This window comes from Rudaea sp. 3F27F6 (assembly GCF_005503555.1).
Lineage (GTDB): Bacteria > Pseudomonadota > Gammaproteobacteria > Xanthomonadales > Rhodanobacteraceae > Rudaea.
Window position 1 is genome coordinate 1,557,546 of sequence record NZ_SCNG01000001.1, and the last position, 22,374, is coordinate 1,579,919.

Here is a 22,374-nt window from a genome sequence, read left to right on the forward strand (position 1 = left end):
CCTTCGCTCAGGCGTGGCGGCGGTGCAGGTCCGGCAGGAACGCCGTCAGCAGACCGATCGCCGGCAGATAGGCGCAGAGCTGATATACATACTCGATGCCCTTGTGGTCGGCCAGCTCACCAAGCACCGCGGCAGCGATGCCGCCCATGCCGAAGGCGAAGCCGAAGAACATGCCGGCGACCATGCCAACATTGCCGGGCAGCAGCTCGGTCGCATAGACCAGGATCGCCGAGAACGCGCTCGACAAGATCAGGCCGATGATCACGGTAAGCACGGCGGTCCAGAACAGGTCCACGTGCGGCAGCAGCAGCGAGAACGGCAGCACGCCGAGGATCGACACCCAGATCACCCACTTGCGTCCGATGCGGTCGCCGATCGGGCCGCCGACGAGAGTGCCGAGCGCGACCGCGCCGAGGAAGTAGAACAGATGAACCTGCGCGCTCTGCGTGGAGACGTGGAACTTCTCGATCAGGTAGAACGTGTAGTAGTTCGACAAGCTGATCAGATAGAAATACTTGGAAAAGATCAGCGCAAGCAGCACGCCGATGGCGAGGATGACGCGGCTTCTCGGCAGATCCGTCGTCGCTTCGACGACCCTGGCGACTTTCGGCTTCGCGCGCGGTGCATACCAGAGGCCGACGCGGGTCAGCAGCACGATGCCGGCGAGAGCAAGTACCGACACCCAGGCCAGCGCACCCTGCCCGTGCGGCAGAATCACGAAAGCCGCGAGCAGCGGCCCGAGCGCCGAGCCGGCATTGCCGCCAACCTGGAATACGGATTGCGCCAGTCCGTGCCGGCCGCCCGAGGCGAGCCGCGCAATGCGCGAGGATTCCGGATGGAAGATCGATGAACCGGTGCCGACCAGCGCCGCTGCGAGCAGCAGCATCGGGAACGATCCGGCCTGCGAGAGCAGGAGCAGACCGCACAGGGTGAAGCCCATGCCGAACGGCAGTGAGTACGGCAGCGGCTTGCGGTCGGTGTAGGCGCCAACGACCGGCTGCAGCAGCGAGGCGGTGATCTGATAGGTGAAGGTCAGCAGGCCGATCTGGCCGAAATCGAGCGCGTAATTGCTCTTGAGGATCGGGTAGATTGACGGAAGCAGCGATTGAATCAGGTCGTTGAGGAAATGCGAAGAACTGACTGCCGCGAGGACGCCCAGCACCGCGCCCGAAGCGGGCGGTGCGGCGGACAAGGATTCTTCGGAGACAACGGCGGGATTGGCGCTCACGGCTGCTACTCGGTACTACGAATTCGAGGCGTGCAGGTTAGAATCGTTCGCATTAGCCCACCGCCGCAGGCAGGTCAACGATCTACGAGACTGGGCCACTGATAAAAACGTCGCGCGCAAGCGCGACTCGGATTAGCTCCGCTGGGCTTCTCCCAGCCTGTGTGCACTCATGCGCAACGCCAACGTCGACGACTACGAATCCGTGCCGCGGCCGATCATTTCGGTCGGCAACGACTACGCGCCCGGCATCGCGCGCGGCTCGCATCAGCACCGGCGCAATCAGTTACTGTACGGCGCGAGCGGGCTGATGATCGTCACCACGCCGCAGGGCCGCTGGGTGGTGCCGCCGCAGCGCGCGCTGTGGATACCGGCCGGCATCTATCATGACGTCTACGCAGTCGGCCCGGTGACCACGCGCAGCATTTTCCTCGAACCGGCGGTCAGCAAGAAGTTGCCCGAGGAGTGCCGCGTCCTCGGTATCACTCCGCTCGCGCGCGCCCTGCTGCTCGAAGCGGTCGACCTGCCGGCGAAATACGATGTGCACGCGCGCGCCGGCCTGATCATGCGCCTGCTGATCGCCGAGATCGAAACCCTACCAACGTTGCCGCTCAACATCGGCCTGCCGACCTCGCCGAAGCTCGCCGCGCGCTGCCGCGCTTTTCTCGACAAGCCGACCCCGCACGAGACCATCGACGACTGGTGCGAGTCGCTGGCGATGTCGCGCCGCTCGTTCACGCGCCTGTTCCGCGAACAGACCGGGACGAGCTTCGCCGCCTGGTGCCGCCAGGCCTGCGTGGTCGCCGCGCTACCGCGCCTTGCCGCGGGCGATTCGATCACCACGATCGCACTCGATTTCGGCTACGCCAATCCGTCCGCGTTCACCCAGATGTTCCGCAGCCAGACCGGGGTCGCACCGAGTGCATACGCGGGTGCGTCCGCGCCGGAATGAACCGAACGATTTGAACCCACGGCAGACGATGCTCGCTTCTGCGAAAATCGCACACGGCGAAGCCCAGCTGCGACCCGGCGGCGCTGCTTCGCATCCCGGAACTATGCCGCTCGGCACCGTGTCTTTAGACACTGGCCGAGGCGGTGCGGTCTGCGGAAACTGATTCTGCGATACCGGCGCCCGGCGGCCCGGTGACGCAACCCCAAGGAGAGAACGATGCGTGCAAGTTTCGGAAAACGGATGCTTTGTGCCGCGCTCGCGGCGGCGATGCTGGCACCGGTGGCCCATGCCGACGGCGATCCGCTCGACGATCCCGGCGTTCAGAAGACCCTGCGCGCAATGGCCAACGCCTCGACCTGGTACCACCCCGACATTTTCGGCATGACCGTCGGCATGCGCCGCTACGCGCACAAGGACTATGCCGGCGCGCTCAAATATTTCGAGATCGGCTCGTACTACGCCGACAAGCTTTCCCAGCTCAGCACCGGCCTGATGTACATGAACGGCGAAGGCGTGAAGAAAGACCCGGTCACCGCCTATGCGTGGCTCGATCTTGCCGCCGAGCGTGACTATCCCGAATTCGTTTCCACACGTGACAACCTCAAGGCCGAATTGTCGCCCGAACAGCTCGCTCAAGCGACAGAGATGCGCAAGAAACTCAGCGAACGCTACGGCGACGCCGTCGCCAAGCCGCGCATGGCCCAACAACTACGCCAAGGCCAGACGGAAATAACCGGATCGCGCACCGGCTTCGACTCGGGCGCCAACCATATCGCCACGAATACCCACTGCGGCCCCGCCCTCGTCATCGGCGGCCGCACCATCCCTCAGGTCGGCTGCGGCAGCGTCGACATGTACGCGCGCGACAACTGGGATCCCGACAAATACTTTGCCGGCCGCGACCGCGAGTGGAAAGCAACCGTCACCGTCGGCTCGCTCGAAGAACAGGGCAAGCCGGCCGGCCAATCCACGGCATCGCCTCCCGCTACAACCAAGCCCGTTGACGCGCCGGCCGCCGGCGGCGTACAAAAGCAGTAGCGCTCGCCTGGAAGCGCCCTCGTTCCTAACGGAGGCAAGGGTGATGAGGAGAAGGCTGAATAATCCGCTTCTCGTGGCGGTCGTTGCGCTTTGCGTGACGGCCACCGTTGCATACGCCGGCGAAGATCGCTCCAACGATCCTGAAATGTCGAAGACCCTGCTTCTGATGAAGCGGACTGCGACATGGTCCCACCCGGACAAGTACGGCATGACCACCGGCATGCGCCACTACATTCATGGCGACTATCCCGGCGCACTGCATTATTTCGAGATGGGTGCCTATTACGCGGACAAGTTTTCGCAGCTCAGTCTGGGCCTGATGCACATGAACGGCGAAGGCACCGACAAGGATCCGATAACCGGCTATGCCTGGCTCGATCTCGCCGCGGAACGCGGCTATCCCGAATTTCTTGCGACGCGCGACCGCTTCAGGTCCGAATTGAGCCCACAACAGATCGAACAGGCCATGGCTGTGCGCGCCGAATTGGCGTCGCGCTATGGCGATGCCGTGGCCAAGTGGCGGCTCACCATGGAGCTGCGTCAGGGGCAAATGAAACTCACCGGCTCGCACACCGGCTTCGGCTGGGATTTGAGCGAATGGGATCCGGCCCAGTACTTCGCCAAGCGCGACCGCGAATGGCAGGGCATCGTCACTGTCGGCCCGGTCAAACAGGAGGAAGAGCCGACTCCGGACGATAATGCCACCAACCCACCGACGGGCAACGACAGCCGCAAGCAATAGCCAAGGCGTTTGTTCGCCGCCTGGGTGAAGACATCGGCAGCGGCACGCACGGTGTTCGCTCGAAAATATGCCCTGGGTGGTTAACTCGGCAGCTTCATGAAGCCGTGACGGCACGCGGTTATACTGCCTTCACTCCGCCACCGGTTGCTGCCCTCATGTCGCACGCGCTTCGCTCGATTCTGCTTGTCTCCGCCATTGCCTTTGCCCTCACCGCCTGCGGCAACAAGGGCCCGCTGGTGTTGCCCGACAAGACCGCCGAGCAGCAACAACAGGACAAGGACAAGAAGAAGGACCAGCCGGCGAACGCGGCGCAACCCGTGGCCAAGTCCGGGGACGTGGCCAACCAGCACTGAGCTTAGCGGCGCGCACGATGAGTCTGCACTTCACCAAGATGCACGGCATCGGCAACGATTTCGTCGTACTCGACTGCCGCACCCAGCCGTTCGCGCTCAGCGCCGCCGAGATCGCGCGCATCGGCGACCGCCATCGCGGCGTCGGTTTCGACCAGTTGCTGACGATCGAACCGGCGCGCGATCCGTCCTGTCTGTTCTACTACGGCATCTACAACGCCGACGGCTCGGGCTCGGGACAATGCGGCAACGGCGTGCGCTGCGTCGCCGCATGGCTCAAGCGCGCGGGCGCGCTGCAGGCCGGCACGGCACGACTGGAAAGTCCGTCGGGACCGGTCAGTGTCGAACTGCTCGCCGACGGCCGCGTACGTGTCGATATGGGTGAGCCGCGCTTTGCGCCGGAGCAGATTCCTTTCGCCCTCGCCGCGGCCGACCCTTATTCGCTGACCATCGACGGACAGTGCATCGAATTCGGCGCCGTGTCGATGGGCAATCCGCATGCGGTGGTCGAAGTGGCCGACACGGCGGCCGCGCCGCTCCACGCGTTCGGTGCAGCATTGTCCACAAATGAACATTTTCCACAAAGCTGCAATGTCGGCGCGGTGCAATTCGTCGACCGCTCGCATCTGAAGCTGCGCGTGCGCGAGCGCGGCGTCGGCGAAACGCTGGCCTGCGGCACCGGCGCCTGCGCCGCGGCAGCGGTGCTGCGCAAGCGCGCCAAGGTCGACGCGATTGTTACGGTCGATCTGCCGGGCGGCCGCCTCGACATCGAATGGCAAGGTCCCGGGCACACACTGTGGATGACCGGACCCGCCGCATTCGTCTACGAAGGAGATTGGAATGAATGACACCGTGATCAAGGACGGCGTCACGCCGGCGGAAATCGCGAGCTACCTGCGCCGCCATCCGGCGTTTCTGCACGACTATCCCGACCTCGCCCTGACCCTGCTGCCGCCACGCGAGGAAGGCAAGACGACTTCGCTCGCGAGCTACCAACTCGACGTGCTGCGCGACAAGAACCGCGAACTCGGCCGGCGCCTGACAGAACTGGTCAATATCGCCGGCGAGAACGAGCAGCTCGTGCAGCGCGTGCACGCGCTCAACGTATCGCTGATGCGCGAACCGACGCTAGCCGGCAGCGTGCGCCGCATCGTTGCCGGGCTGCGCGAAGACTTCAGCACGGACTTCGTTCGCCTCGTCCTGCTGCGCGCCGACGCCGACCTGCCGGCGGCCGACTGGCTGATCGTGCAGCCGCAGGGCGTCGCAGCGTTGCCGGAGTTCGCCGAGTTCTTCAACAGCGGCGAGGCGCTGTGCGGCCGCCTGCAATCGGAAAAACTCGACTTTCTGTTCGGCGCGCAAGCCGATGACGTGCGTTCCTCGGCGCTGCTGCCGCTGAACGACGGTGCGGCGCCGCTCGGCATGCTCGCGATCGGCAGCGGCGACACGAACCGTTTTCATCCGGGTATGGGCACGCTGTTTCTCAAGCTCATCGCCGAAACCGTGTCCGCCGGGATAGCGAGATTTCCGGCGCGCGGATGAGCGCGCTCGCCGCGACGGTGGAGCGGTTTCTCGACCATCTGAAAGTCGAGAAAAATTATTCGCCGCAGACCCTGATCCGTTATCGGCACGATCTGACCCGGCTGATCGACTACGCGGGCGCGCGCAACGTCGACGATTTTTCCGCACTGCGCAGCGACGCGGTGCGCAACTTCATCGCCGGCGAACATCGCGCCGGCATCGCACCGAAGACCTTGCAGGCGCGCCTGTCCGCCTGCCGCAGCCTGTTCAAGTTCTTGCTGCGCGCGGGCGAACTCAAACACGATCCGGCCGCCGGCGTGCGCGCGCCGAAGGCACCGCGCAAACTGCCGCAGGTGCTCGACGTCGACGAAATGAGCCGGCTCGTCGAGATTCCGACCGACGGCGCGGACGCCGTGCGCGACCGCGCGATCCTCGAACTGCTGTATTCGAGCGGCCTGCGCATCTCCGAGCTGACCGGCCTGAAATGGCGCGATCTCGATCTTCCCGACGCAAGCGTGCGCGTGACCGGCAAGGGGCGCAAGACGCGCATCGTGCCGGTCGGTTCGAAAGCTCTCGCCGCGCTGCGCGACCTGCGCGAACTCGAACAGGTCACGAGCGAAGACGAGCCCGTGTTCCGCGGCCGCAACGGCGCGCCGATCGCCGCGGCGACCGTGCGCACACGCATGAAGGCCTGGGCCAAGGCACAGGGCATCGAGCGCCGCGTCTATCCGCACCTGCTGCGGCATTCGTTCGCAAGCCACATGCTCGAATCTTCGGGCGACCTGCGCGCCGTGCAGGAGCTGCTCGGCCATGCCGATATCGCGACGACGCAGATTTACACGCACCTCGATTTCCAACATCTGGCGCGCGTCTACGATGCGGCGCATCCACGTGCACGCAGAAAGAAATAACGTTGCACCGCCCTTTCTTGCTCGTCATTCCAGCGGAAGCTGGAATCCAGCTTTTGCTCGAACAGCATGAAAAAAGAGCTGAATTTCAGCTTCCGCTGGAATGACGGGAATTATTAGAATGACGCCGAAAACTCGCAGGTACGCCCAATGAAATTCGATGGCACCGAACGCTACGTCGCCACCAATGAACTGAAGCTCGCGGTCAATGCGGCCATCGCGCTGCAGCGCCCGTTGCTCATCAAGGGCGAGCCGGGCACGGGCAAGACCCTGCTCGCCGAGGAAATCGCGCTCGCGCTCGATGCACCGCTGCATACCTGGCACATCAAGTCGACGACCAAGGCGCATCAGGGCCTGTACGAGTACGACGCGGTCAGCCGCCTGCGCGACTCGCAACTCGGCGATCCACGCGTGGCCGACGTGCGCCACTACATCAAGCGCGGCAAGCTGTGGCAGGCGTTCGACGAAGACCGGCGCGCGGTGCTGCTGATCGACGAGATCGACAAGGCCGACCTCGAATTTCCGAACGATCTGCTGCACGAACTCGACCGCATGGAGTTCCACGTCTACGAGACCGGCGAAACCGTGCGCGCGAAGCAGCGCCCGATCATCGTCATCACCTCGAACAACGAAAAGGAACTGCCCGACGCGTTCCTGCGCCGCTGCTTCTTCCACTACATCGCCTTCCCCGACCGCCCGACTCTGCAGCGCATCGTCGACGTGCACTATCCGGGCATCGCCCAGGATCTCGCCGCGCGCGCGCTCGATATGTTTTTCGAGCTGCGCGAAGTGCCGGCGCTGAAAAAGAAGCCGTCGACCTCCGAACTGATCGACTGGCTGAAGCTGCTGCTCGCCGACCATATCCCGGCCTCCGCACTCGCCGAGCGCGATCCGGCCAAGGCGATCCCGCCGTTGTATGGCGCGCTGATCAAGCACGAGCAGGATGTGCAGTTGCTCGAACGACTCGCCTTCATGCATCGCCGCGCAGGTCGCGGGTAAAGCACTTCGCCACGGATCAACGCGGATGGACACGGATAGAGCAACTGCCTTTGCTCGTCATTCCAGCGCAAGCTGGAATCCAGCCTTTGCTCTTCTACCGTGCGGTCAAACAGCGAGGAGCTGGATTCCAGCTTGCGCTGGAATGACAAGTGGGCTTTCGTCATGCTGATCGGCCTGTTCGAAACCCTGCGCACCCACCGCGTACCGGTCAGCCTGCGCGAATGGCTCGACCTGATGGCCGCGCTCGACCGTGATTTCGCCTTCGCCGATCCGCAGGAATTTTTCCACCTCGCGCGCACGACGCTGGTGAAGGACGAGCGTCACTTTGATCGCTTCGAACGTGCCTTCGCCGCGTATTTCGACGGCGTCGCCAAGATCGATCCGACGCTGCTCGCGCAGATTCCCGAAGACTGGCTGCGGCAGAGTTTCCAGCGCCTGCTCAGCGAGGAAGAGAAAGCCAAGCTGCAAGCACTCGGCGGACTCGACAAACTGCTCGAAGAATTCCGCAAACGGCTCGAAGAACAGAAAGAGCGCCACGCCGGCGGCAGCCGCTGGATCGGCACCGGCGGCACGAGTCCGTTCGGCGCGGGCGGGACCAACCCGATGGGTATGCGCGTCGGCCCGAACGGCGGCGGTCGCAGCGCAGTGAAGGTCTGGGATCAGCGCAACTATCGCGCGCTCGATGGCGATGCCGACTTATCGCCACGCAATTTCAAGCTCGCCCTGCGCCGCTTGCGCCGCTTCGCGCGCGAAGGCGCGGCCGAAGAATTCGACCTCGACGCGACGATCGACGCGACCGCACGTGAAGCCATGCTCGACGTGAAGTTCCGCCCCGAGCGGCACAATGCGATCAAGGTACTGCTCCTGCTCGACATCGGCGGCTCGATGGACGATCACATCAAAGTCTGTGAAGCGTTGTTCGGCGCGGCCAAGGCCGAGTTCAAGCGTCTCGAACATTTCTACTTCCACAACTTCATTTATTCGAGCGTCTGGCGCAACGACTCGCTGCGCATGAGCGAGCGCATCGCCACGAGCGATCTGCTGCGTCGCTACAACGCGGACTACAAAGTGATCTTCGTCGGCGATGCGGCGATGGCGCCCTATGAGATCACCCACGTCGGCGGCGGCATCGACGATTTCGGCGGCAGCGAAGAGCCCGGCGAGGCGTGGTTCCGCCGCATCATGGCGCATTTCCGCAAGGTCGTCTGGCTCAATCCGACACCGCGCAATCAGTGGGGCTACACGATGTCGAACCAGATGATCCGCGAACTCGTCGACGAGCATATGTATCCGCTGACGCCCGACGGGCTGACTGAAGCCACGCGCTGGCTCGCAAAGTAGCCGAGGAAATCCCATGAGCGAGCTTCGCGGCAACGGCGACGGCGACGGCAATGCGGCACCCGAACGGCGCAAGCGCATACCGCTGCTTTCGGCGCTGCCGCGGCTGCCGCAGATCGCCTGGCGCGATCTCGCCGTCACCTTGGGTCCGGTGCTGCTGCTGAGCGCGCTCGCGGTCGCGCTGACCCTGCATTTCGTCCAGCCCTCGCCGCCGCGCCGGCTCGCGATAGCGGCAGGCCCGGCCGGCAGCTATTTTCAGCTCGCGGCGCAGGGCTACCGCAAGGTGCTCGCGCGCAGCGGCGTGGAGCTGCAGATCGTCACCACCGAAGGCTCGCAGGACAATCTGCACCGCATGCTCGCACCGAATCCGAAGGTCGACGTCGCCTTCGTCCAGGGCGGCGTCGAGCCGAACGAGGGCGACGCGAGCGAACTAGTTTCGCTCGGCAGCGTGTTCTATCAGCCGTTGACCGTGTTCTACCGCGCCGACCAGCCGATCCGGCAATTGTCCGAACTCGCCGGCAAGCACATCGGCATCGGCGCGGTCGGCAGCGGTACGCACTTTCTCGCGCTGGCAATGCTCAAGGCCAACGGCATCGAGTACCAGAAGGGATCGAGCACCCTGCTGCCGATTGAGAACGACGCGGCGACCCAGGCCTTTCTCGAACACAAACTCGACGCGGTGTTTCTTTCCGGCGAATCGGTCGCGCTGAGCAATATCCGCAAGCTCATGCATGCCGAAGGCGACGGCGTGCGCCTGTACGATTTTCCGCAGGCCGACGCCTACGTGCAGCGCTTCGCCTACCTGAGCAAGCTGCAATTGCCGGCCGGCGCGTTTGACCTCGGCAACAATATTCCGCCGCAGCCGCTGACCCTGCTCGCGCCGACGGTGGAGCTGATCGCACGCAGCGATCTGCATCCGGCGCTGGTCGATCTGCTGATCGAAGCGTCGAGCCAGGCGCCGCGCAACGCGATGTTCCAGAAGCCCGGCGAATTTCCCGCGCCCTCGCAGCACGGCTACCCGCTCAGCGACGAGGCGGATCGTTACTACAAATCCGGCAAGGGCCTGGTCTACCGATATCTGCCGTTCTGGCTCGCGAGTCTGGTCAACCGCCTGCTCGTGATCCTTGTGCCCGCCCTCGTCGTGCTGCTGCCGGGCCTGCAACTCGTGCCGAGACTCTACGCCTGGCGCGTGAAGCGGCGCATCTACCGCCGCTACGGCGAGCTGATGGCACTGGAACGCCTGAGCACGCAATCGCCGTCGCCGGAACAGCGCGACGCGATGCTCGAGCGCCTGGCCGAAATCGAACGTTCGACGATCGCGGCGAAAATGCCGGGCACGTTCGCCAGCGACGTCTACATCCTGCGCCAGCACATCGACTTCGTGCGCACGCAGTTGACCAAGACGTTGAGCTAGGTGCGCGAACGCTCGCGCCGCGCGCGCAACAGGCCCTCGCCGGCGTAGATCGCCAGCGCCAGCCAGATCAGGGCGAAGCCGAACGCGCGCGCAGTGCCGAACGGCTCGTGGAATAGCACCACGCCGATCAGCAGTTGCAAGGTCGGGCCGATGTACTGGCACACGCCGACGGTCGAGTAGGCGATGCGCCGTGCGCCGTAGGCGAACAGGGCGAGCGGCAACGCCGTCACCACGCCGCTGACGACGAGCCAGAGGTCGATCAAACCGCCGGCGTGGCCGAACGCGCCGCTGCCGTCGAACTGCGTCCAGATCAGATAGGCGGCGCCGATCGGCGCGATCAGCAGGGTTTCCGCCGCCAGCCCGTCGACCGCCTCGACCGCCACGGTCTTGCGGATCAGGCCGTAGGCGCCGAACGAGAGCGCCAGCGCGAGCGAAATCCACGGCGGCGCGCCCGCATGCCAGGTCAGCCAGGCGACGCCGACGGTGGCCAGGCCGACCGCGCCCCACTGCACGCGGCTGAGCCGCTCCGAGAGCAACAGCACGCCGAACAGTACGTTGACCAGCGGATTGATGAAATAGCCGAGGCTCGCTTCGACGATATGGCCGTTGTTCACCGACCAGACGTAGACCAGCCAGTTGACACTGATCATCGTCGCCGACGCGGCGAGCCGCCAGCGCGTCGCCGGCGTAGCCAAGGCCGCACGTACGCCGCCGAGGCGGCCGCACGCAGCGAGCCACAAGCTGACGAACAGGCAGCACCAGACCAGGCGGTGCGACATGATCTGCAGCACCGGCACGGACTGCAGCAGGCGCAGATACAGCGGCAGCACGCCCCAGATCAGGAAGGCGCCGATCACCGCGGCAAGGCCGCTGCGGCTGTCGGCTGAGGAAGGAGACGTGTTCATAGGAATTGCGGCGCAGGGCCGTGCAGTCTGCACGCGTTCGCCGATCAGGGAAAGGACCGAATGCTTGGAATTCACGCATGCGTCCACATAATGAAAAACCAATCCCGAATCCGGATTTTTCCCATGCAGGACAGTTTCCACGCCACGACCATCGTCTGTGTGCGCCGCGACGGCAAGGTCGTGATCGGCGGCGACGGCCAGGTCACGCTCGGCGCGACCGTGGTCAAGGCCAATGCGCGCAAGATCCGCCGGCTCGGCGCCAAGGGCGAAGTCGTCGCCGGTTTCGCCGGCGCGACGGCCGACGCGTTCACCCTATTCGAGCTGTTCGAGCAGAAGTTGGACAAGTACGGCAACAATCTGACCCGCGCCGCGGTCGAACTGGCCAAGGAATGGCGCACCGATCGCCGTCTCGGCCGGCTCGAAGCGATGCTTGCGGTCGCCGACAAGGAAGCCTCGCTGCTGATTTCGGGCAACGGCGACGTGCTCGAACCGGAACACGGTCTGATCGCGATCGGCTCGGGCGGCCCGTATGCGCAGGCCGCGGCACGCGCGCTGCTGCAACACAGCGACCTGCCGGCCCGCGAAATCGTCGAGAAGGCGCTCGGCATCGCGGGCGATATCTGCATCTATACCAATCACAACGTTACGATCGAAGAGCTGTAAGCGGTGAACAGTAAGCGGTGAGCGGAAAGAGCCAATCCGCCAGCCGCGTTGCTTTTCCCGCTCACCGCTCACTGCTGACCGCTCACCAATCACTAGCCATGTCCGAACTCACCCCCCGCGAAATCGTCAACGAACTCGACCGCTACATCATCGGCCAGAACGCGGCCAAGCGCGCCGTCGCGATCGCGCTGCGCAACCGCTGGCGGCGCATGCAGCTCGATCCGTCCCTGCGCAACGAAGTCACGCCGAAGAATATTCTGATGATCGGCCCGACCGGCGTCGGCAAGACCGAAATCGCGCGCCGGCTCGCCGCGCTCGCCAATGCGCCGTTCATCAAGGTCGAAGCGACCAAGTTCACCGAAGTCGGCTACGTCGGCAAGGACGTCGAGCAGATCGTGCGCGATCTCGCCGACGCGGCGGTGAAAATGGCCCGAGAGGCGGCGAAGAACCAGGTCAAGTCGCAGGCCGAGGAGCGCGCCGAAGAGCGCATCCTCGACGCGCTGATCCCGCGCCGCGCGTCGAGCTGGGACCAGCCGCCGCCCGAAGCGCTCGATACCGACACGCGGCAGAAACTGCGCAAGCAGCTGCGCGAAGGCACGCTCGAAGACCGCGAGATCGAAATCGAAACCCAGGTCAACGTCGGCGTAGAGATCATGGCGCCGCCGGGCATGGAGGAAATGACCAGCCAGCTGCGCGGCATGTTCTCGCAGATGGCCGGCAACAAGACGCAGAAGCGCAAGCTCGCGATCCGCGCGGCGCGCCCGCTGCTGATCGAAGAAGAGGCGGCCACGCTGGTCAACGACGAAGAGATCAAGCAAAGGGCGATCGAAGCGGCCGAGCAGAACGGCATCGTCTTCATCGACGAAATCGACAAGGTCGCGCAGCGCGGCGAGTGGGGCGGCGCAGGCGTCAGCCGCGAGGGCGTGCAGCGCGACCTGCTGCCGCTGGTCGAAGGCTCGACCGTGTCGACCAAGCACGGCCTGGTCAAGACCGACCATATCCTGTTCATCGCCTCGGGCGCGTTTTCTCTGGCGAAGCCGTCGGACCTGATTCCCGAGCTGCAGGGCCGTTTCCCGATCCGCGTCGAGCTGTCGGCGCTGTCGGCCGGCGATTTCGAGCGCATCCTGCGCGAGCCGCACAGCGCGCTGACCAAGCAGTACAGCGCCCTGCTCGCGACCGAGAACGTCAAGCTCGAATTCACCGACGACGGCGTGCGCCGCCTCGCCGAAATCGCCTTCCAGGTCAACGAGCGCACCGAGAACATCGGCGCACGCCGCCTGCATACCGTTTTGGAGCGCCTGCTCGATACGATATCCTATGAGGCTCCCGACCGCGGCGGACAGACGTTCAACGTCGACGCCAAGTACGTCGACGACCATCTGGCGATGCTGGTCCAGGACCAGGATTTGAGCCGCTACATTCTTTGACGCGTCCGTTGACGCAGATTTCTATACAATTATAAAAATGGTAACCATCAATCATCACCGTGAAGGCGGCAGCAACGTCGTCCAGTTCCGCGCCCGCGGAGCGCGCGCGCAATTGCGCGAGGCGCTGGAGACGAGCGTGCCCGTGCGCGTGATGCGCGAGAAAATTTCCGCCGGCTGGACGCACGGCTACGTGATCGGCATGTCGGCCGAGTTCTGCCTGATCGCCGAGGTCTCCGACGCGATGCGCTTCGACGGCTTCCTCGTGATCGCGGTGTCCGACGTCAGCCACGTCGAGGAAGATCCGGGCCGCGAGTTCGTCGAGCGCGCGCTCAAGCTCAACGAGGAGACGATTCCTGCGTTGACCGAGATCGACCTGACCGATTGGCAGACCATCGCGCAGTCGGCTGCCGCGGTGACGCCGCTGATCTCGCTCAATATGCTCGACGACGAGTCGGGCGAGGTCAGCTACGTCGGCCGCCTGACCGGTGCCGAGCCCGATGCGCTGCTGCTGCAGGAAGTCGACCCGAACGCGCATTGGTATCCGGACACGGGCGCTTACGAGTTCCCCGCGATCGGTTCGATCGCATTTGCCACGGCCTATATGCTGCTGCTCGCGCGCATCGCCGGCGTGCCGCCGATTCCGCTGCCGCCCGAAGCGTTGCCGGCTTCCTGACGAAGCCAAAGCTTTTTGCCACGGATTACGCGGATGACACGGATAAAGCAAGAGCGTATCTGTGCGAGAAAGAGCAGCTGCGCTTCATCTCAGACGCTCTATCCGTGTAATCCGTGGCCAACAGCTCTTTTTCTTGCATGAACAGCCCGCAGCCGACCGACATCACCCTGCATCGCGCTTCGCGCATGCTTGAAGTCGCCTTCGACAGCGGCGAAGTCTTCCGCCTGCCGTGCGAATACCTGCGCGTGCATTCGCCGAGCGCCGAGGTGCAGGGCCACGGGCCGAGCCAGCGCGTGCTCCAGTACGGCAAGCAGAACGTCAACATCGCCGCGATCAGCCCGGTCGGCCAATACGGCGTGCTGCTGCGTTTCGACGACGGCCACGACACGGGCATCTACTCCTGGTCGGTACTGCACGAACTCGGCACGCATCAGGCGCGCAAATGGCAGGCCTATCTCGACGAACTTGCGGCCGCCGGAAAATCGCGCCTGCCTTAGCGCGTGAATCCACCTTGGCGATAATCCGGCTCCTCGAACCCGTTTCTTTCTCCCGGAGAACTGCGCCATGCGCTACCTGCACACGATGATCCGCGTCCGCGATCTCGACGCTTCGATGAAATTCTTCTGCGAGGGCCTCGGCCTCGTCGAAACCCGGCGCATGGAGAACGAGAAAGGACGCTATACCCTGGTCTATCTCGCCGCCAAAGCCACGCCCGATGCCGAGGTCGAGCTGACCTACAACTGGCCCGGCGCCGACGGCGTCAGCGAAGACTACGGCTCGGCGCGCAACTTCGGCCATCTCGCCTTCCGCGTCGAGGACATCTACGCCACCTGCGCGCATCTGCAGGCGATGGGCGTGACCATCAACCGGCCGCCGCGCGACGGCCACATGGCCTTCGTGCGCTCGCCCGACCTGATTTCGATCGAACTGCTGCAGAACGGCCACTTGCCGCCGCAGGAGCCGTGGGCGTCGATGCCGAACGTCGGTACGTGGTAGCCTCGCGCGCGTTTTCGCTTTAGCCCGTCCTTCCCGCTCGCGTGGGAAGGACGGAACCCCGCCACAACATCCGAGTTTCTTCATGTCCACGACCGCCGACCTGCTCGCCGCAGGCAAACGCTACTACGTCCCCGTCTACAAACCGCGCGAAACCATCCTCGAACGCGGGCTCGGCGCGCGCGTCTGGGACCGCGAAGGCAAGGAGTACGTGGATTTCGGCGCGGGCATCGCGGTCTGCGGGCTCGGCCACTGCGATCCCGATCTGGTCAAAGCGCTGACCGAGCAGGCCGGCAAACTCTGGCATACAAGCAACGTGTTCTACTCCGAGCCGCCGCTGCTCCTCGCCGAAGAACTCGTCAACGCTTCGCGCTTCGCCGAGCGCGTGTTCCTGTGCAATTCCGGCGCCGAGGCGAACGAGGCCGCGATCAAGCTCACGCGCAAATGGGCCGCCGCGCAGGGCCGCCCGCCCGAGCGTCGCGTCATCGTCACTTTCCGCGGCAGCTTCCACGGACGCACCCTCGCCGCGGTCACCGCGACGGCGCAGCCGAAGTACCAGGAAGGCTACGAGCCGCTGCCGGGCGGTTTCCGCTATCTCGATTTCAACGATCTCGCCCAGGCCGAAGCCGCGTTCGCGGCCGGCGACGTCGCCGCCGTGCTGGTCGAGCCGATCCAGGGCGAAGGCGGCGTGATGCCCGCCGCACCGGGCTTCCTGCGCGGCCTGCGTGCGCTCTGCGACAAACACGACGCGCTGCTGCTGCTCGACGAAATCCAGTGCGGCATGGGCCGCACCGGCACGCTGTTCGCGCACTGGCACGACGAGATCAAACCCGACATCGTCACTTTGGCGAAAGCGCTCGGCGGCGGTTTCCCGATCGGCGCGATGCTCGCCGGCCCCAAGGTCGCCGAAGTAATGCAGTTCGGCGCGCACGGCACGACCTTCGGCGGCAACCCGCTCGCCGCAGCCGTCGCGCGCGTCGCGCTGCGCAAGCTCTCGTCGGCACCGATTTCCGCGAACGTCGAGCGCCAGTCCGCCGCGCTGACCGCGGGCCTGCATTCGATCAACGACGAGCTGAACGTGTTCGCCGAAGTGCGCGGACGCGGCCTGATGCTCGGCGCGGTGCTTGCCGATGCGCACAAGGGCAAGGCCGGTGCGATCCTCGATCACTGCGCCGCGCAGGGCTTGCTGCTGCTGCAGGCCGGCCCCGACGTGCTGCGCTTCGTGCCTGCGCTCAATATCGGCGACCGCGACGTTGCGGAAGGATTGACGCGGCTCGCGCTCGCGTTGCGCGCCTCTCTCGCCTAGCTTTCCTTCTCCCACCGGGAGAAGGTGGCGCGGCAGCGCCGGATGAGGGAAAAGCACTACATCACTTGTAGCCGCATGCAAAAATTGCGGCGTTCTTGCCTAATCCGCCCCTGCGGGGCACCTTCTCCCGAGGGGAGAAAGGGAGCGATTACTTCTTGCGCTTGAGGCGGATCAGCGCCGACACGTCTTCATCGCCGTGTCCCTGCGCCATCAATTCGGCATAGTCGGCGAGGCATTTTTCGATCACGCTGCGGTCGGTGCCCGCGGCTTCGGCGACTTCACGCACGATGCCGAGATCCTTGTGCAGCAGGGCGAGCTTGAAGCCGACGTTGAATTCGTCGCGCATCGCCGAAGCGCCACGCTTTTCCAGGTACCACGAATTCGCCGCACCGCCCATCAGGGTCGGCAACAGCACTTCGGGCTTGAGGCCGACTGCTTCGGCGAGCGCCAGCCCTTCGCAAATGCCCTGCACCGCGCCCGCGACGAGAACCTGGTTGACCGCCTTCGTGTTCTGTCCGGCGCCGATATCGCCCATATGGCTCACGCGTGCGCCGTAGGCGTCGAGCACCGGCTTGACGCGAGCCAACGCCGCCTCGTCGCCGCCGACCATGATCGAGAGCTTGCCGTTCTTCGCGCCTTCGACGCCGCCCGAAACCGGTGCATCGAGAAAATCACCGCCGACCGCACGCATCAGCTTCTGCGCGTCGACGGCGGTCTTCGACGACACGGTGGAATGATCGACGACGATCGTGCCGGGCTGCGCATGCGCGGCGATCGCACGCGTCACTTCGAGCACGTCGGCATCGGCCGAAACGCACAGCGCGATCACGTTGCAGTGCGGCGCCAGCTCAGCGGGCGCCGCCGCGCCGAGCACGCTATATTCCTGCGCGAACGCCTGCGCCTTCGCCGCGCTGCGGTTGGCGACGCCGGCAAGCAGGCCGACGCGCTGCAGATGCCCGGCCATCGCCCAGCCCATTGCGCCGAGGCCGACAAATCCCGCTTTGATTTCTGTCATCTTCGTCTCGCTCAGTGTTCGGCAAGGTAGGTGTAGCCGGTCAATCCCGCTTCGAGCGCGGCGTTGAGCCGCTCGGCCTCGTCGCCGGCGATGCCCGCGCGTTCGATCTTGGCGCGATATTCCGCGCGCAGCGCAGCGAGGTCGTAGCCGACGTAGTCGAGCATCAGGTCGGTGGTATCGCCGCGGCGCAGATGCGAGAACTCGTAGCCGCCGTCGGCACCGATGCGCACGTTGACCGCGTCGGTATCGCCGAACAGATTGTGGATGTCGCCGAGCGCTTCCTGGTAGGCGCCGACGAGGAAGATGCCGAGGCGGTAAGTTTCGCCTTCGCGCGGCGCATGCACCGGCAGGCTGACGTCGACGCCGTCGGCATCGACGTAGTCGTCGATGCGGCCGTCGGAGTCGCAGGTCAGGTCGGCGATCACGGCGCGGCGGTCGGGCGCACGGTCGAGCCCGGCGATCGGCACGATCGGGAAGATCTGGTCGATCGCCCACGAATCGGGAATCGATTCGAAAATCGAGAAATTGACGAAGTACTTGTCGACGAGCTTTTCGTCGAGTTCGTCGAGCGCCTGGCGATGCGCGCGTTCTTCCGGCTTCAGGCGCAGGCGCAGCGCGTTGACGATCGCGTAGTAGAGATCGTCGGCGCGCGCGCGCTGGCGCAGGGTGAGCTGGCCGAGCGCGAACAGGCTGTGGCCTTCGCTCCAATGATGCTGCGCCTCGTGATACAGCTCGATCACCGAACGCTCGCCGATTTCGCCGTGGATCTCGCGCAGGCGGCGCAGCGCGACCGGCTCGTCCGCGTCGGCCGGCGGAATGCGGCCCTCGGGCGCGCGCTCGATGTCGCTGACGTTGGTGACGAGCACGGCATGGTGCGCGGTCATCGCGCGGCCGGTCTCGCTGATCACGTGCGGCGGCACGAAACCGTGCTCGGCGCAGGCCTCGGCGAGCGGCTCGACGATGGTCGAGGCGTACTGGTCGAGGCCGTAGTTGATCGAACACGCCGAACGCGAGCGCGTGCCTTCGTAGTCGACGCCGAGACCGCCGCCGACGTCGACGTAGCGGATCGGCATGCCGAGCTTGCACAGTTCGACGAAGTAGCGCGTCGCCTCGCGCATGCCGCTGGCGATGTCGCGCACGTTGGAAATCTGCGAGCCCATGAAGACGTGCAGCAACTGCAGCGAATTGGTCAGGCCGGTCGCCTTGAGTTCGTCGATCAGGGTCAGCAGTTGGCGCGGCGTCAGGCCGAACTTGGATTTCTCGCCGCCCGTGTTCTGCCACTTCCCCGCGCCGAGGCTGGTCAGGCGCATGCGCACGCCGAACAGCGGCTCGACGCCGAGGGCCTTCGCTTCTTCGAGCGCCGGCTTCAGTTCGGACGGCTTCTCGATGACGATGAACACGCGCAGGCCGAGCTTGCGCCCGATCAGGGCGAGGCGCAGGTATTCGCGGTCCTTGTAGCCGTTGCAGATGACGATGCTGCCCGGATGGGCGAGCGCGAGCACGGCCATCAGTTCCGGCTTCGATCCCGCTTCGAGGCCGAAGCCCTCGCCGCCGGCCTGGGCGAGTTCGCCGGCGACGCCTTTCTGCTGATTGACCTTGATCGGGTAGACCGCGCTGTAGCCGCCGGCGTAATCCCACTCCTTCATCGCCTTGGCGAACGCGCCCTGCAGGCGCGACAGACGATGGCGCAGGATGTCGGCAAAACGGACGAGCAGCGGCAGGCGCGAGCCGCGCTCGCGCGCCGTGTCGACGATCGCCGGCAGGCTGAATGCGGGGCCGTCGGCGCCGCGCGGGCGCACGCTCAGGTCGCCGTGTGCGTCGACGTCGAAATAACCTTCGCCCCAGTGTGCGATCGCGTACTGCGCACGCGCGTCGTCGGTCGTCCAGCGCTTGTTGCTCACTTCAAAACTCCACCGGGGGAAAATGGACGCGTATTGTAGGATGCGAAGAGAGCTTTTTGGCCACGGATTACACGGATCAACACGGATTAAGAGCCAGGAAAATCTCTATTTGTCATCTCGACGTAATCGAAACCCGGTTCCGCCTGCGACCGACCTTCCGTGCACGCAGGCAAAATGCAATTCAAAGCTCGATCCGTGTTTATCCGTGTAATCCGTGGCCAACTGCTCTGCAATCTTTTCCGGCTACAATCGTGCCCCTCCCTTTTTGCCGACGGAACGACCATGTCGAACGAACACGCCACTTGGTTCAACGAAGAACACGACTACTCGGGTTCGTCGATCGGTTTCCGCATCACGGCGAAACTGCACGGCGAGAAGACGCCGTTCCAGACGATCGACATCTACGACACGACCGACTGGGGCAAGCTGATGACCATCGACGGCTGCATGATGGTCACCACGCGCGACAATTTCTTCTATCACGAGATGATGTCGCACCCGGCGCTGTACACGCATGCGAATCCGAAGAACGTCGTCATCATCGGCGGCGGCGACTGCGGCACCTTGCGCGAGGTGCTCAGACACAAGAACGTCGAAAGCGCGATCCAGGTCGAGATCGACGAGCGCGTGACGCGCCTCGCCGAGCAGTATTTCCCCGAGCTGTGCGAATCGAACCACGACCCGCGCGCGCAGTTGCTGTTCATCGACGGCATCAAGTGGATGGCCGAGGCCGAGCCCGAATCGCTCGACGTCATCATCATCGATTCGACCGACCCGATCGGCCCGGCCGAAGGTCTGTTCAATGCGGCGTTTTACGCGACCTGCCTCAAAGCGCTGCGCCCGGACGGCATCATCGTGCAGCAGAGCGAGTCGCCGCTCGCGCACCTGCCGCTGCTGACCGACATCCGCAGCGCGCTGACGACGGCCGGCTTCGAATCGCTGCACACGATCTGCTTCCCGCAGCCGTGCTATCCGTCGGGCTGGTGGAGCGGCACGATGGCGCGCAAGCGCGGCAAGCTCGATTCATTCCGCGAGGCCGACGTGGCGGCGAAGCCGTTCGCGACGCAGTACTACAACCTCGACATCCACAAGGCCGCGCTGGCGCAGCCGGAATTCCTCAAGCGCGCGTTCGCCTGAGCATCCGCGGCGCGTCGGCAACGGCGCGCCGTTATCGGCGCTGATTGGCGAGAAACAGCAGGATCAGCAACGCGAGCGGGCCGAGAAACAGGGCGACGACGAACCACAGCAGGCCGCTGTGTCCCTTGCCTTGCGCCACGCCGGCGATCAGCAGAGCAAGCGTGCCCCAGCCGACGAAGAATTCACGGTTGAGGGAATACACGGGCATGTCGGTCTCCGTCGGTTGTGCGCGGTCTCAGCGCGCCGAGTCGCGACGCTGCCGCCAACGCCGATAGTGTACGCCGGCGCAGAAATCAATGCGGTCCAGCAGGCGCGCGACGAACATCGATTCGCCGGCGATCAGCGCCGCGCCGACCGCGATGACGAGCAGGCCGGGCCCGGGCGTGACCAGCATGATCAGGCCGAGCAACAGCAGCAGCACGCCGCCAACCACCGAGAGAATGGTGCGCACGAGATGCGGCTGCGCCTGCCGCCGCCGGTGCTGGCGGCGGAAGCGCGTGCCGCTTCTCGATTCGAGAAACGTGCGGAAGTGCGCGCGCAGCCAATTGAACATGCCTTATCCCATTCCGCAGTCCGGCTAGTCATGACGACGCCGCGCAGAAAGTTCAAGCGTGGCCGCTCAACTCGTTCAGCGCTGCCTCAAGTGCCGGCCGATTTTCCCTGCGGCGCGGATAACGGCGCATGAAGCCCGCAGCGGTTACACTGACGCCCGTTTTGTTTCGAATAAGGACGGCCATGTCTCGGATCTCGACCCTCATTCTCGCCGCCTGCGCCGTGGCCGGCGCCGCGCTCGCACTGCCCGCCGCCGCGCAGACCGCCGCGCCCGCCAAGTCGGCCGCACCGGCGAAGAAAGCCGCCACTCCCGCGGCTAAGGACCCAGCACCTAAGAGCGACACGGGCGCACCGCCCGAAGACCCGGCGTTCAAGCTGTTCCGCCACGACCTGATCAATCTGCTCGCCCTCTCCGGCGACCCGCGCAAGCAGATCGCCGCCGCGCAGATCGCCGCGCCCGACGAAGGCGACGCTTCGCGATCGGCGATCAAGAAGACATCGGCTCTGGTCAAGCGCGCGCTCGAACTCGGCCCGCAGGACCCGCTCGTGCTCTGGATCGCGTCCTCGAACGCCTGCCTGACCCAGCCGGGCTGCGCCAACCCCGCCGCGCTGAAGACGCTGCAGACCGTCGATCCGGACAACACCGCGGTGTGGCTGCTCGCCTACCCGACCGACAGCGATGCCGACAAGCAGCGCGCCGCCGTCGCGCGCATGGCGCAGACCCAGCGCTACAACGATTTCTGGGGCGCCGACGTGGTCGCGCTCTACCACGCGCTCGAAGTGCTGCCGGTGCCGAAAGCGATCACCTCGCTCGGCCTGAGTTCGGAAAGCGCGCGGATCAATTTCGCTACGTCGATCGCTAGCGCCTTCCTGCCCGTGCCGCTGCAGCGCCTGCACCAGTTCTGCACCAAGCTCGATGCGGCCAACGACGCCACGGCGATATCGGACTGTATCGCGGTCGCGCGCAAGCTCGAAGCCGGCGGCACCTTCGTCGCCCAGGGCATCGGCTTTGCGATCGAAGAAGCCCTGCTCAGCCCGGGCGTCGACAAGGACGTGATGGCGACGCGCCGGCGCTCGGCCGCCTGGCAGAAGGAACGATTCATGGAACTGTCGGGCCGCTTCGCCCACGAGCCGGCGCTGGCCCAGGCCTATATCGAAGCGCTGGAGAAGGAACCGGACGAGCCGTCGGCCGTCGTCGCCTTCCTGCGCGCGCAGAAAGAGCGCACCGACCCGCCGGGCGATTGGCAGCCCGCGCCGCCGCTGAAGACGCCCGATGCGCTGCAGTCTCCCGCGCCGCAACAGTGATCCCGCGGCGGCT

The 22,374-nt window shown here is 65.2% G+C and carries 24 protein-coding genes; 18 read left to right on the forward strand and 6 right to left on the reverse strand.

Annotated features, from left to right (window positions below):
* Positions 1-7: 7 nt before the first annotated feature.
* Positions 8-1,192, reverse strand: coding sequence for an MFS transporter (locus tag FFS30_RS06645; protein ID WP_249352291.1), 1,185 nt, complete (start codon positions 1,190-1,192; stop codon positions 8-10).
* Positions 1,193-1,397: 205 nt separating this feature from the next.
* Here FFS30_RS06645 and FFS30_RS06650 point away from each other — a divergent pair, with 205 nt between their 5' ends.
* The 10 genes from FFS30_RS06650 (at position 1,398) to FFS30_RS06695 (ending at position 10,484) form a co-directional block, all read left to right on the forward strand.
* The gene (locus FFS30_RS06650) at positions 1,398-2,177 is read left to right on the forward strand and encodes a helix-turn-helix transcriptional regulator (RefSeq protein ID WP_137912280.1); all 780 of its coding nucleotides are present in this window, start codon (positions 1,398-1,400) and stop codon (positions 2,175-2,177) included.
* A gap of 216 nt (positions 2,178-2,393) precedes the next feature.
* Positions 2,394-3,215, forward strand: a complete 822-nt coding sequence (locus FFS30_RS06655) for a sel1 repeat family protein (RefSeq protein WP_212742414.1) — start codon at positions 2,394-2,396, stop codon at positions 3,213-3,215.
* 43 nt (positions 3,216-3,258) lie between these two features.
* A complete protein-coding gene (locus tag FFS30_RS06660; RefSeq protein WP_249352212.1) occupies positions 3,259-3,957 on the forward strand; it encodes a sel1 repeat family protein in 699 nt (232 codons plus the stop codon).
* 155 nt (positions 3,958-4,112) lie between these two features.
* Positions 4,113-4,310 (forward strand): lipoprotein, encoded by a 198-nt coding sequence (locus FFS30_RS06665; RefSeq protein WP_137912281.1) that lies wholly within the window; start codon positions 4,113-4,115, stop codon positions 4,308-4,310.
* Between the two features lie 17 nt (positions 4,311-4,327).
* Positions 4,328-5,155, forward strand: coding sequence for a diaminopimelate epimerase (dapF, locus tag FFS30_RS06670; protein WP_137912282.1), 828 nt, complete (start codon positions 4,328-4,330; stop codon positions 5,153-5,155).
* Complete coding sequence (locus FFS30_RS06675; RefSeq protein ID WP_137912283.1) at positions 5,148-5,846, forward strand: DUF484 family protein; 699 nt, start codon at positions 5,148-5,150, stop codon at positions 5,844-5,846. Before dapF ends, FFS30_RS06675 begins: the two co-directional genes overlap by 8 nt.
* Entirely contained in the window at positions 5,843-6,736 is an 894-nt protein-coding gene (xerC, locus tag FFS30_RS06680) for a tyrosine recombinase XerC (RefSeq protein WP_137912284.1), read from the forward strand. Before FFS30_RS06675 ends, xerC begins: the two co-directional genes overlap by 4 nt.
* Positions 6,737-6,883: 147 nt before the next feature.
* Entirely contained in the window at positions 6,884-7,732 is an 849-nt protein-coding gene (locus FFS30_RS06685) for a MoxR family ATPase (protein WP_137912285.1), read from the forward strand.
* Between the two features lie 132 nt (positions 7,733-7,864).
* Complete coding sequence (locus FFS30_RS06690; RefSeq protein ID WP_249352214.1) at positions 7,865-9,073, forward strand: VWA domain-containing protein; 1,209 nt, start codon at positions 7,865-7,867, stop codon at positions 9,071-9,073.
* A 13-nt stretch (positions 9,074-9,086) separates the two neighbouring features.
* Entirely contained in the window at positions 9,087-10,484 is a 1,398-nt protein-coding gene (locus FFS30_RS06695) for a TAXI family TRAP transporter solute-binding subunit (RefSeq protein ID WP_137912286.1), read from the forward strand.
* Here FFS30_RS06695 and rarD read toward each other — a convergent pair.
* Complete coding sequence (gene rarD, locus FFS30_RS06700) at positions 10,481-11,389, reverse strand: EamA family transporter RarD (protein ID WP_137912287.1); 909 nt, start codon at positions 11,387-11,389, stop codon at positions 10,481-10,483. The genes FFS30_RS06695 and rarD overlap by 4 nt on opposite strands.
* A 123-nt stretch (positions 11,390-11,512) precedes the next feature.
* On the opposite strand from rarD, the gene hslV reads away from it, so the two are divergent.
* The 6 genes from hslV to FFS30_RS06730 all read left to right on the forward strand — a co-directional run bounded on the left by hslV (position 11,513) and on the right by FFS30_RS06730 (position 16,451).
* Positions 11,513-12,052 (forward strand): ATP-dependent protease subunit HslV, encoded by a 540-nt coding sequence (hslV, locus tag FFS30_RS06705; RefSeq protein ID WP_137912288.1) that lies wholly within the window; start codon positions 11,513-11,515, stop codon positions 12,050-12,052.
* A 98-nt stretch (positions 12,053-12,150) separates the two neighbouring features.
* A complete protein-coding gene (hslU, locus tag FFS30_RS06710; protein WP_137912289.1) occupies positions 12,151-13,479 on the forward strand; it encodes an ATP-dependent protease ATPase subunit HslU in 1,329 nt (442 codons plus the stop codon).
* A gap of 37 nt (positions 13,480-13,516) precedes the next feature.
* Positions 13,517-14,152 carry a hypothetical protein gene (locus FFS30_RS06715; RefSeq protein ID WP_137912290.1) on the forward strand — a complete coding sequence of 212 codons (636 nt, stop codon included), beginning with the start codon at positions 13,517-13,519 and terminating at the stop codon, positions 14,150-14,152.
* A 137-nt stretch (positions 14,153-14,289) separates the two neighbouring features.
* Entirely contained in the window at positions 14,290-14,649 is a 360-nt protein-coding gene (locus FFS30_RS06720; RefSeq protein WP_137912291.1) for a DUF971 domain-containing protein, read from the forward strand.
* Positions 14,650-14,716: 67 nt separating this feature from the next.
* Positions 14,717-15,148, forward strand: a complete 432-nt coding sequence (locus FFS30_RS06725; RefSeq protein WP_137912292.1) for a VOC family protein — start codon at positions 14,717-14,719, stop codon at positions 15,146-15,148.
* A gap of 82 nt (positions 15,149-15,230) precedes the next feature.
* The gene (locus FFS30_RS06730) at positions 15,231-16,451 is read left to right on the forward strand and encodes an acetylornithine transaminase (protein WP_137912293.1); all 1,221 of its coding nucleotides are present in this window, start codon (positions 15,231-15,233) and stop codon (positions 16,449-16,451) included.
* A gap of 148 nt (positions 16,452-16,599) precedes the next feature.
* On the opposite strand, the gene FFS30_RS06735 is transcribed toward FFS30_RS06730, so the two are convergent.
* Positions 16,600-17,466, reverse strand: coding sequence for an NAD(P)-dependent oxidoreductase (locus FFS30_RS06735; RefSeq protein WP_137912294.1), 867 nt, complete (start codon positions 17,464-17,466; stop codon positions 16,600-16,602).
* 11 nt (positions 17,467-17,477) lie between these two features.
* On the reverse strand, positions 17,478-19,367 hold the full coding sequence (gene speA / locus FFS30_RS06740; RefSeq protein ID WP_137912295.1) for an arginine decarboxylase: 1,890 nt from the start codon (positions 19,365-19,367) through the stop codon (positions 17,478-17,480).
* A gap of 282 nt (positions 19,368-19,649) precedes the next feature.
* Between speA and speE the strand changes: the two genes are divergently transcribed.
* A complete protein-coding gene (speE, locus tag FFS30_RS06745; RefSeq protein ID WP_137912296.1) occupies positions 19,650-20,504 on the forward strand; it encodes a polyamine aminopropyltransferase in 855 nt (284 codons plus the stop codon).
* A gap of 31 nt (positions 20,505-20,535) precedes the next feature.
* Here speE and FFS30_RS23765 read toward each other — a convergent pair whose 3' ends face one another.
* Positions 20,536-20,712, reverse strand: coding sequence for a hypothetical protein (locus FFS30_RS23765; RefSeq protein ID WP_171014452.1), 177 nt, complete (start codon positions 20,710-20,712; stop codon positions 20,536-20,538).
* Between the two features lie 27 nt (positions 20,713-20,739).
* Complete coding sequence (locus tag FFS30_RS06750; RefSeq protein WP_137912297.1) at positions 20,740-21,057, reverse strand: PGPGW domain-containing protein; 318 nt, start codon at positions 21,055-21,057, stop codon at positions 20,740-20,742.
* A gap of 182 nt (positions 21,058-21,239) precedes the next feature.
* Between FFS30_RS06750 and FFS30_RS06755 the strand changes: the two genes are divergently transcribed.
* Positions 21,240-22,361, forward strand: coding sequence for a hypothetical protein (locus FFS30_RS06755; RefSeq protein WP_137912298.1), 1,122 nt, complete (start codon positions 21,240-21,242; stop codon positions 22,359-22,361).
* The last annotated feature ends 13 nt before the right edge of the window (positions 22,362-22,374 follow it).

Excerpts from the sequence above, each read along its gene's own strand:
- FFS30_RS06715 (WP_137912290.1), top strand. The coding sequence starts at position 13,517 with ATGGTAACCATCAATCATCACCGTGAAGGCGGCAGCAACGTCGTCCAG.
- FFS30_RS06685 (WP_137912285.1), top strand. The coding sequence starts at position 6,884 with ATGAAATTCGATGGCACCGAACGCTACGTCGCCACCAATGAACTGAAG.
- FFS30_RS06655 (WP_212742414.1), top strand. The coding sequence starts at position 2,394 with ATGCGTGCAAGTTTCGGAAAACGGATGCTTTGTGCCGCGCTCGCGGCG.
- FFS30_RS23765 (WP_171014452.1), bottom strand. The coding sequence starts at position 20,712 with ATGCCCGTGTATTCCCTCAACCGTGAATTCTTCGTCGGCTGGGGCACG.
- FFS30_RS06695 (WP_137912286.1), top strand. The coding sequence starts at position 9,087 with ATGAGCGAGCTTCGCGGCAACGGCGACGGCGACGGCAATGCGGCACCC.
- FFS30_RS06725 (WP_137912292.1), top strand. The coding sequence starts at position 14,717 with ATGCGCTACCTGCACACGATGATCCGCGTCCGCGATCTCGACGCTTCG.
- hslV (WP_137912288.1), top strand. The coding sequence starts at position 11,513 with ATGCAGGACAGTTTCCACGCCACGACCATCGTCTGTGTGCGCCGCGAC.
- FFS30_RS06650 (WP_137912280.1), top strand. The coding sequence starts at position 1,398 with ATGCGCAACGCCAACGTCGACGACTACGAATCCGTGCCGCGGCCGATC.
- FFS30_RS06735 (WP_137912294.1), bottom strand. The coding sequence starts at position 17,466 with ATGACAGAAATCAAAGCGGGATTTGTCGGCCTCGGCGCAATGGGCTGG.
- FFS30_RS06665 (WP_137912281.1), top strand. The coding sequence starts at position 4,113 with ATGTCGCACGCGCTTCGCTCGATTCTGCTTGTCTCCGCCATTGCCTTT.
- FFS30_RS06730 (WP_137912293.1), top strand. The coding sequence starts at position 15,231 with ATGTCCACGACCGCCGACCTGCTCGCCGCAGGCAAACGCTACTACGTC.
- speE (WP_137912296.1), top strand. The coding sequence starts at position 19,650 with ATGTCGAACGAACACGCCACTTGGTTCAACGAAGAACACGACTACTCG.
- FFS30_RS06755 (WP_137912298.1), top strand. The coding sequence starts at position 21,240 with ATGTCTCGGATCTCGACCCTCATTCTCGCCGCCTGCGCCGTGGCCGGC.
- xerC (WP_137912284.1), top strand. The coding sequence starts at position 5,843 with ATGAGCGCGCTCGCCGCGACGGTGGAGCGGTTTCTCGACCATCTGAAA.
- hslU (WP_137912289.1), top strand. The coding sequence starts at position 12,151 with ATGTCCGAACTCACCCCCCGCGAAATCGTCAACGAACTCGACCGCTAC.
- FFS30_RS06675 (WP_137912283.1), top strand. The coding sequence starts at position 5,148 with ATGAATGACACCGTGATCAAGGACGGCGTCACGCCGGCGGAAATCGCG.
- FFS30_RS06660 (WP_249352212.1), top strand. The coding sequence starts at position 3,259 with ATGAGGAGAAGGCTGAATAATCCGCTTCTCGTGGCGGTCGTTGCGCTT.
- dapF (WP_137912282.1), top strand. The coding sequence starts at position 4,328 with ATGAGTCTGCACTTCACCAAGATGCACGGCATCGGCAACGATTTCGTC.
- rarD (WP_137912287.1), bottom strand. The coding sequence starts at position 11,389 with ATGAACACGTCTCCTTCCTCAGCCGACAGCCGCAGCGGCCTTGCCGCG.
- FFS30_RS06720 (WP_137912291.1), top strand. The coding sequence starts at position 14,290 with ATGAACAGCCCGCAGCCGACCGACATCACCCTGCATCGCGCTTCGCGC.
- FFS30_RS06750 (WP_137912297.1), bottom strand. The coding sequence starts at position 21,057 with ATGTTCAATTGGCTGCGCGCGCACTTCCGCACGTTTCTCGAATCGAGA.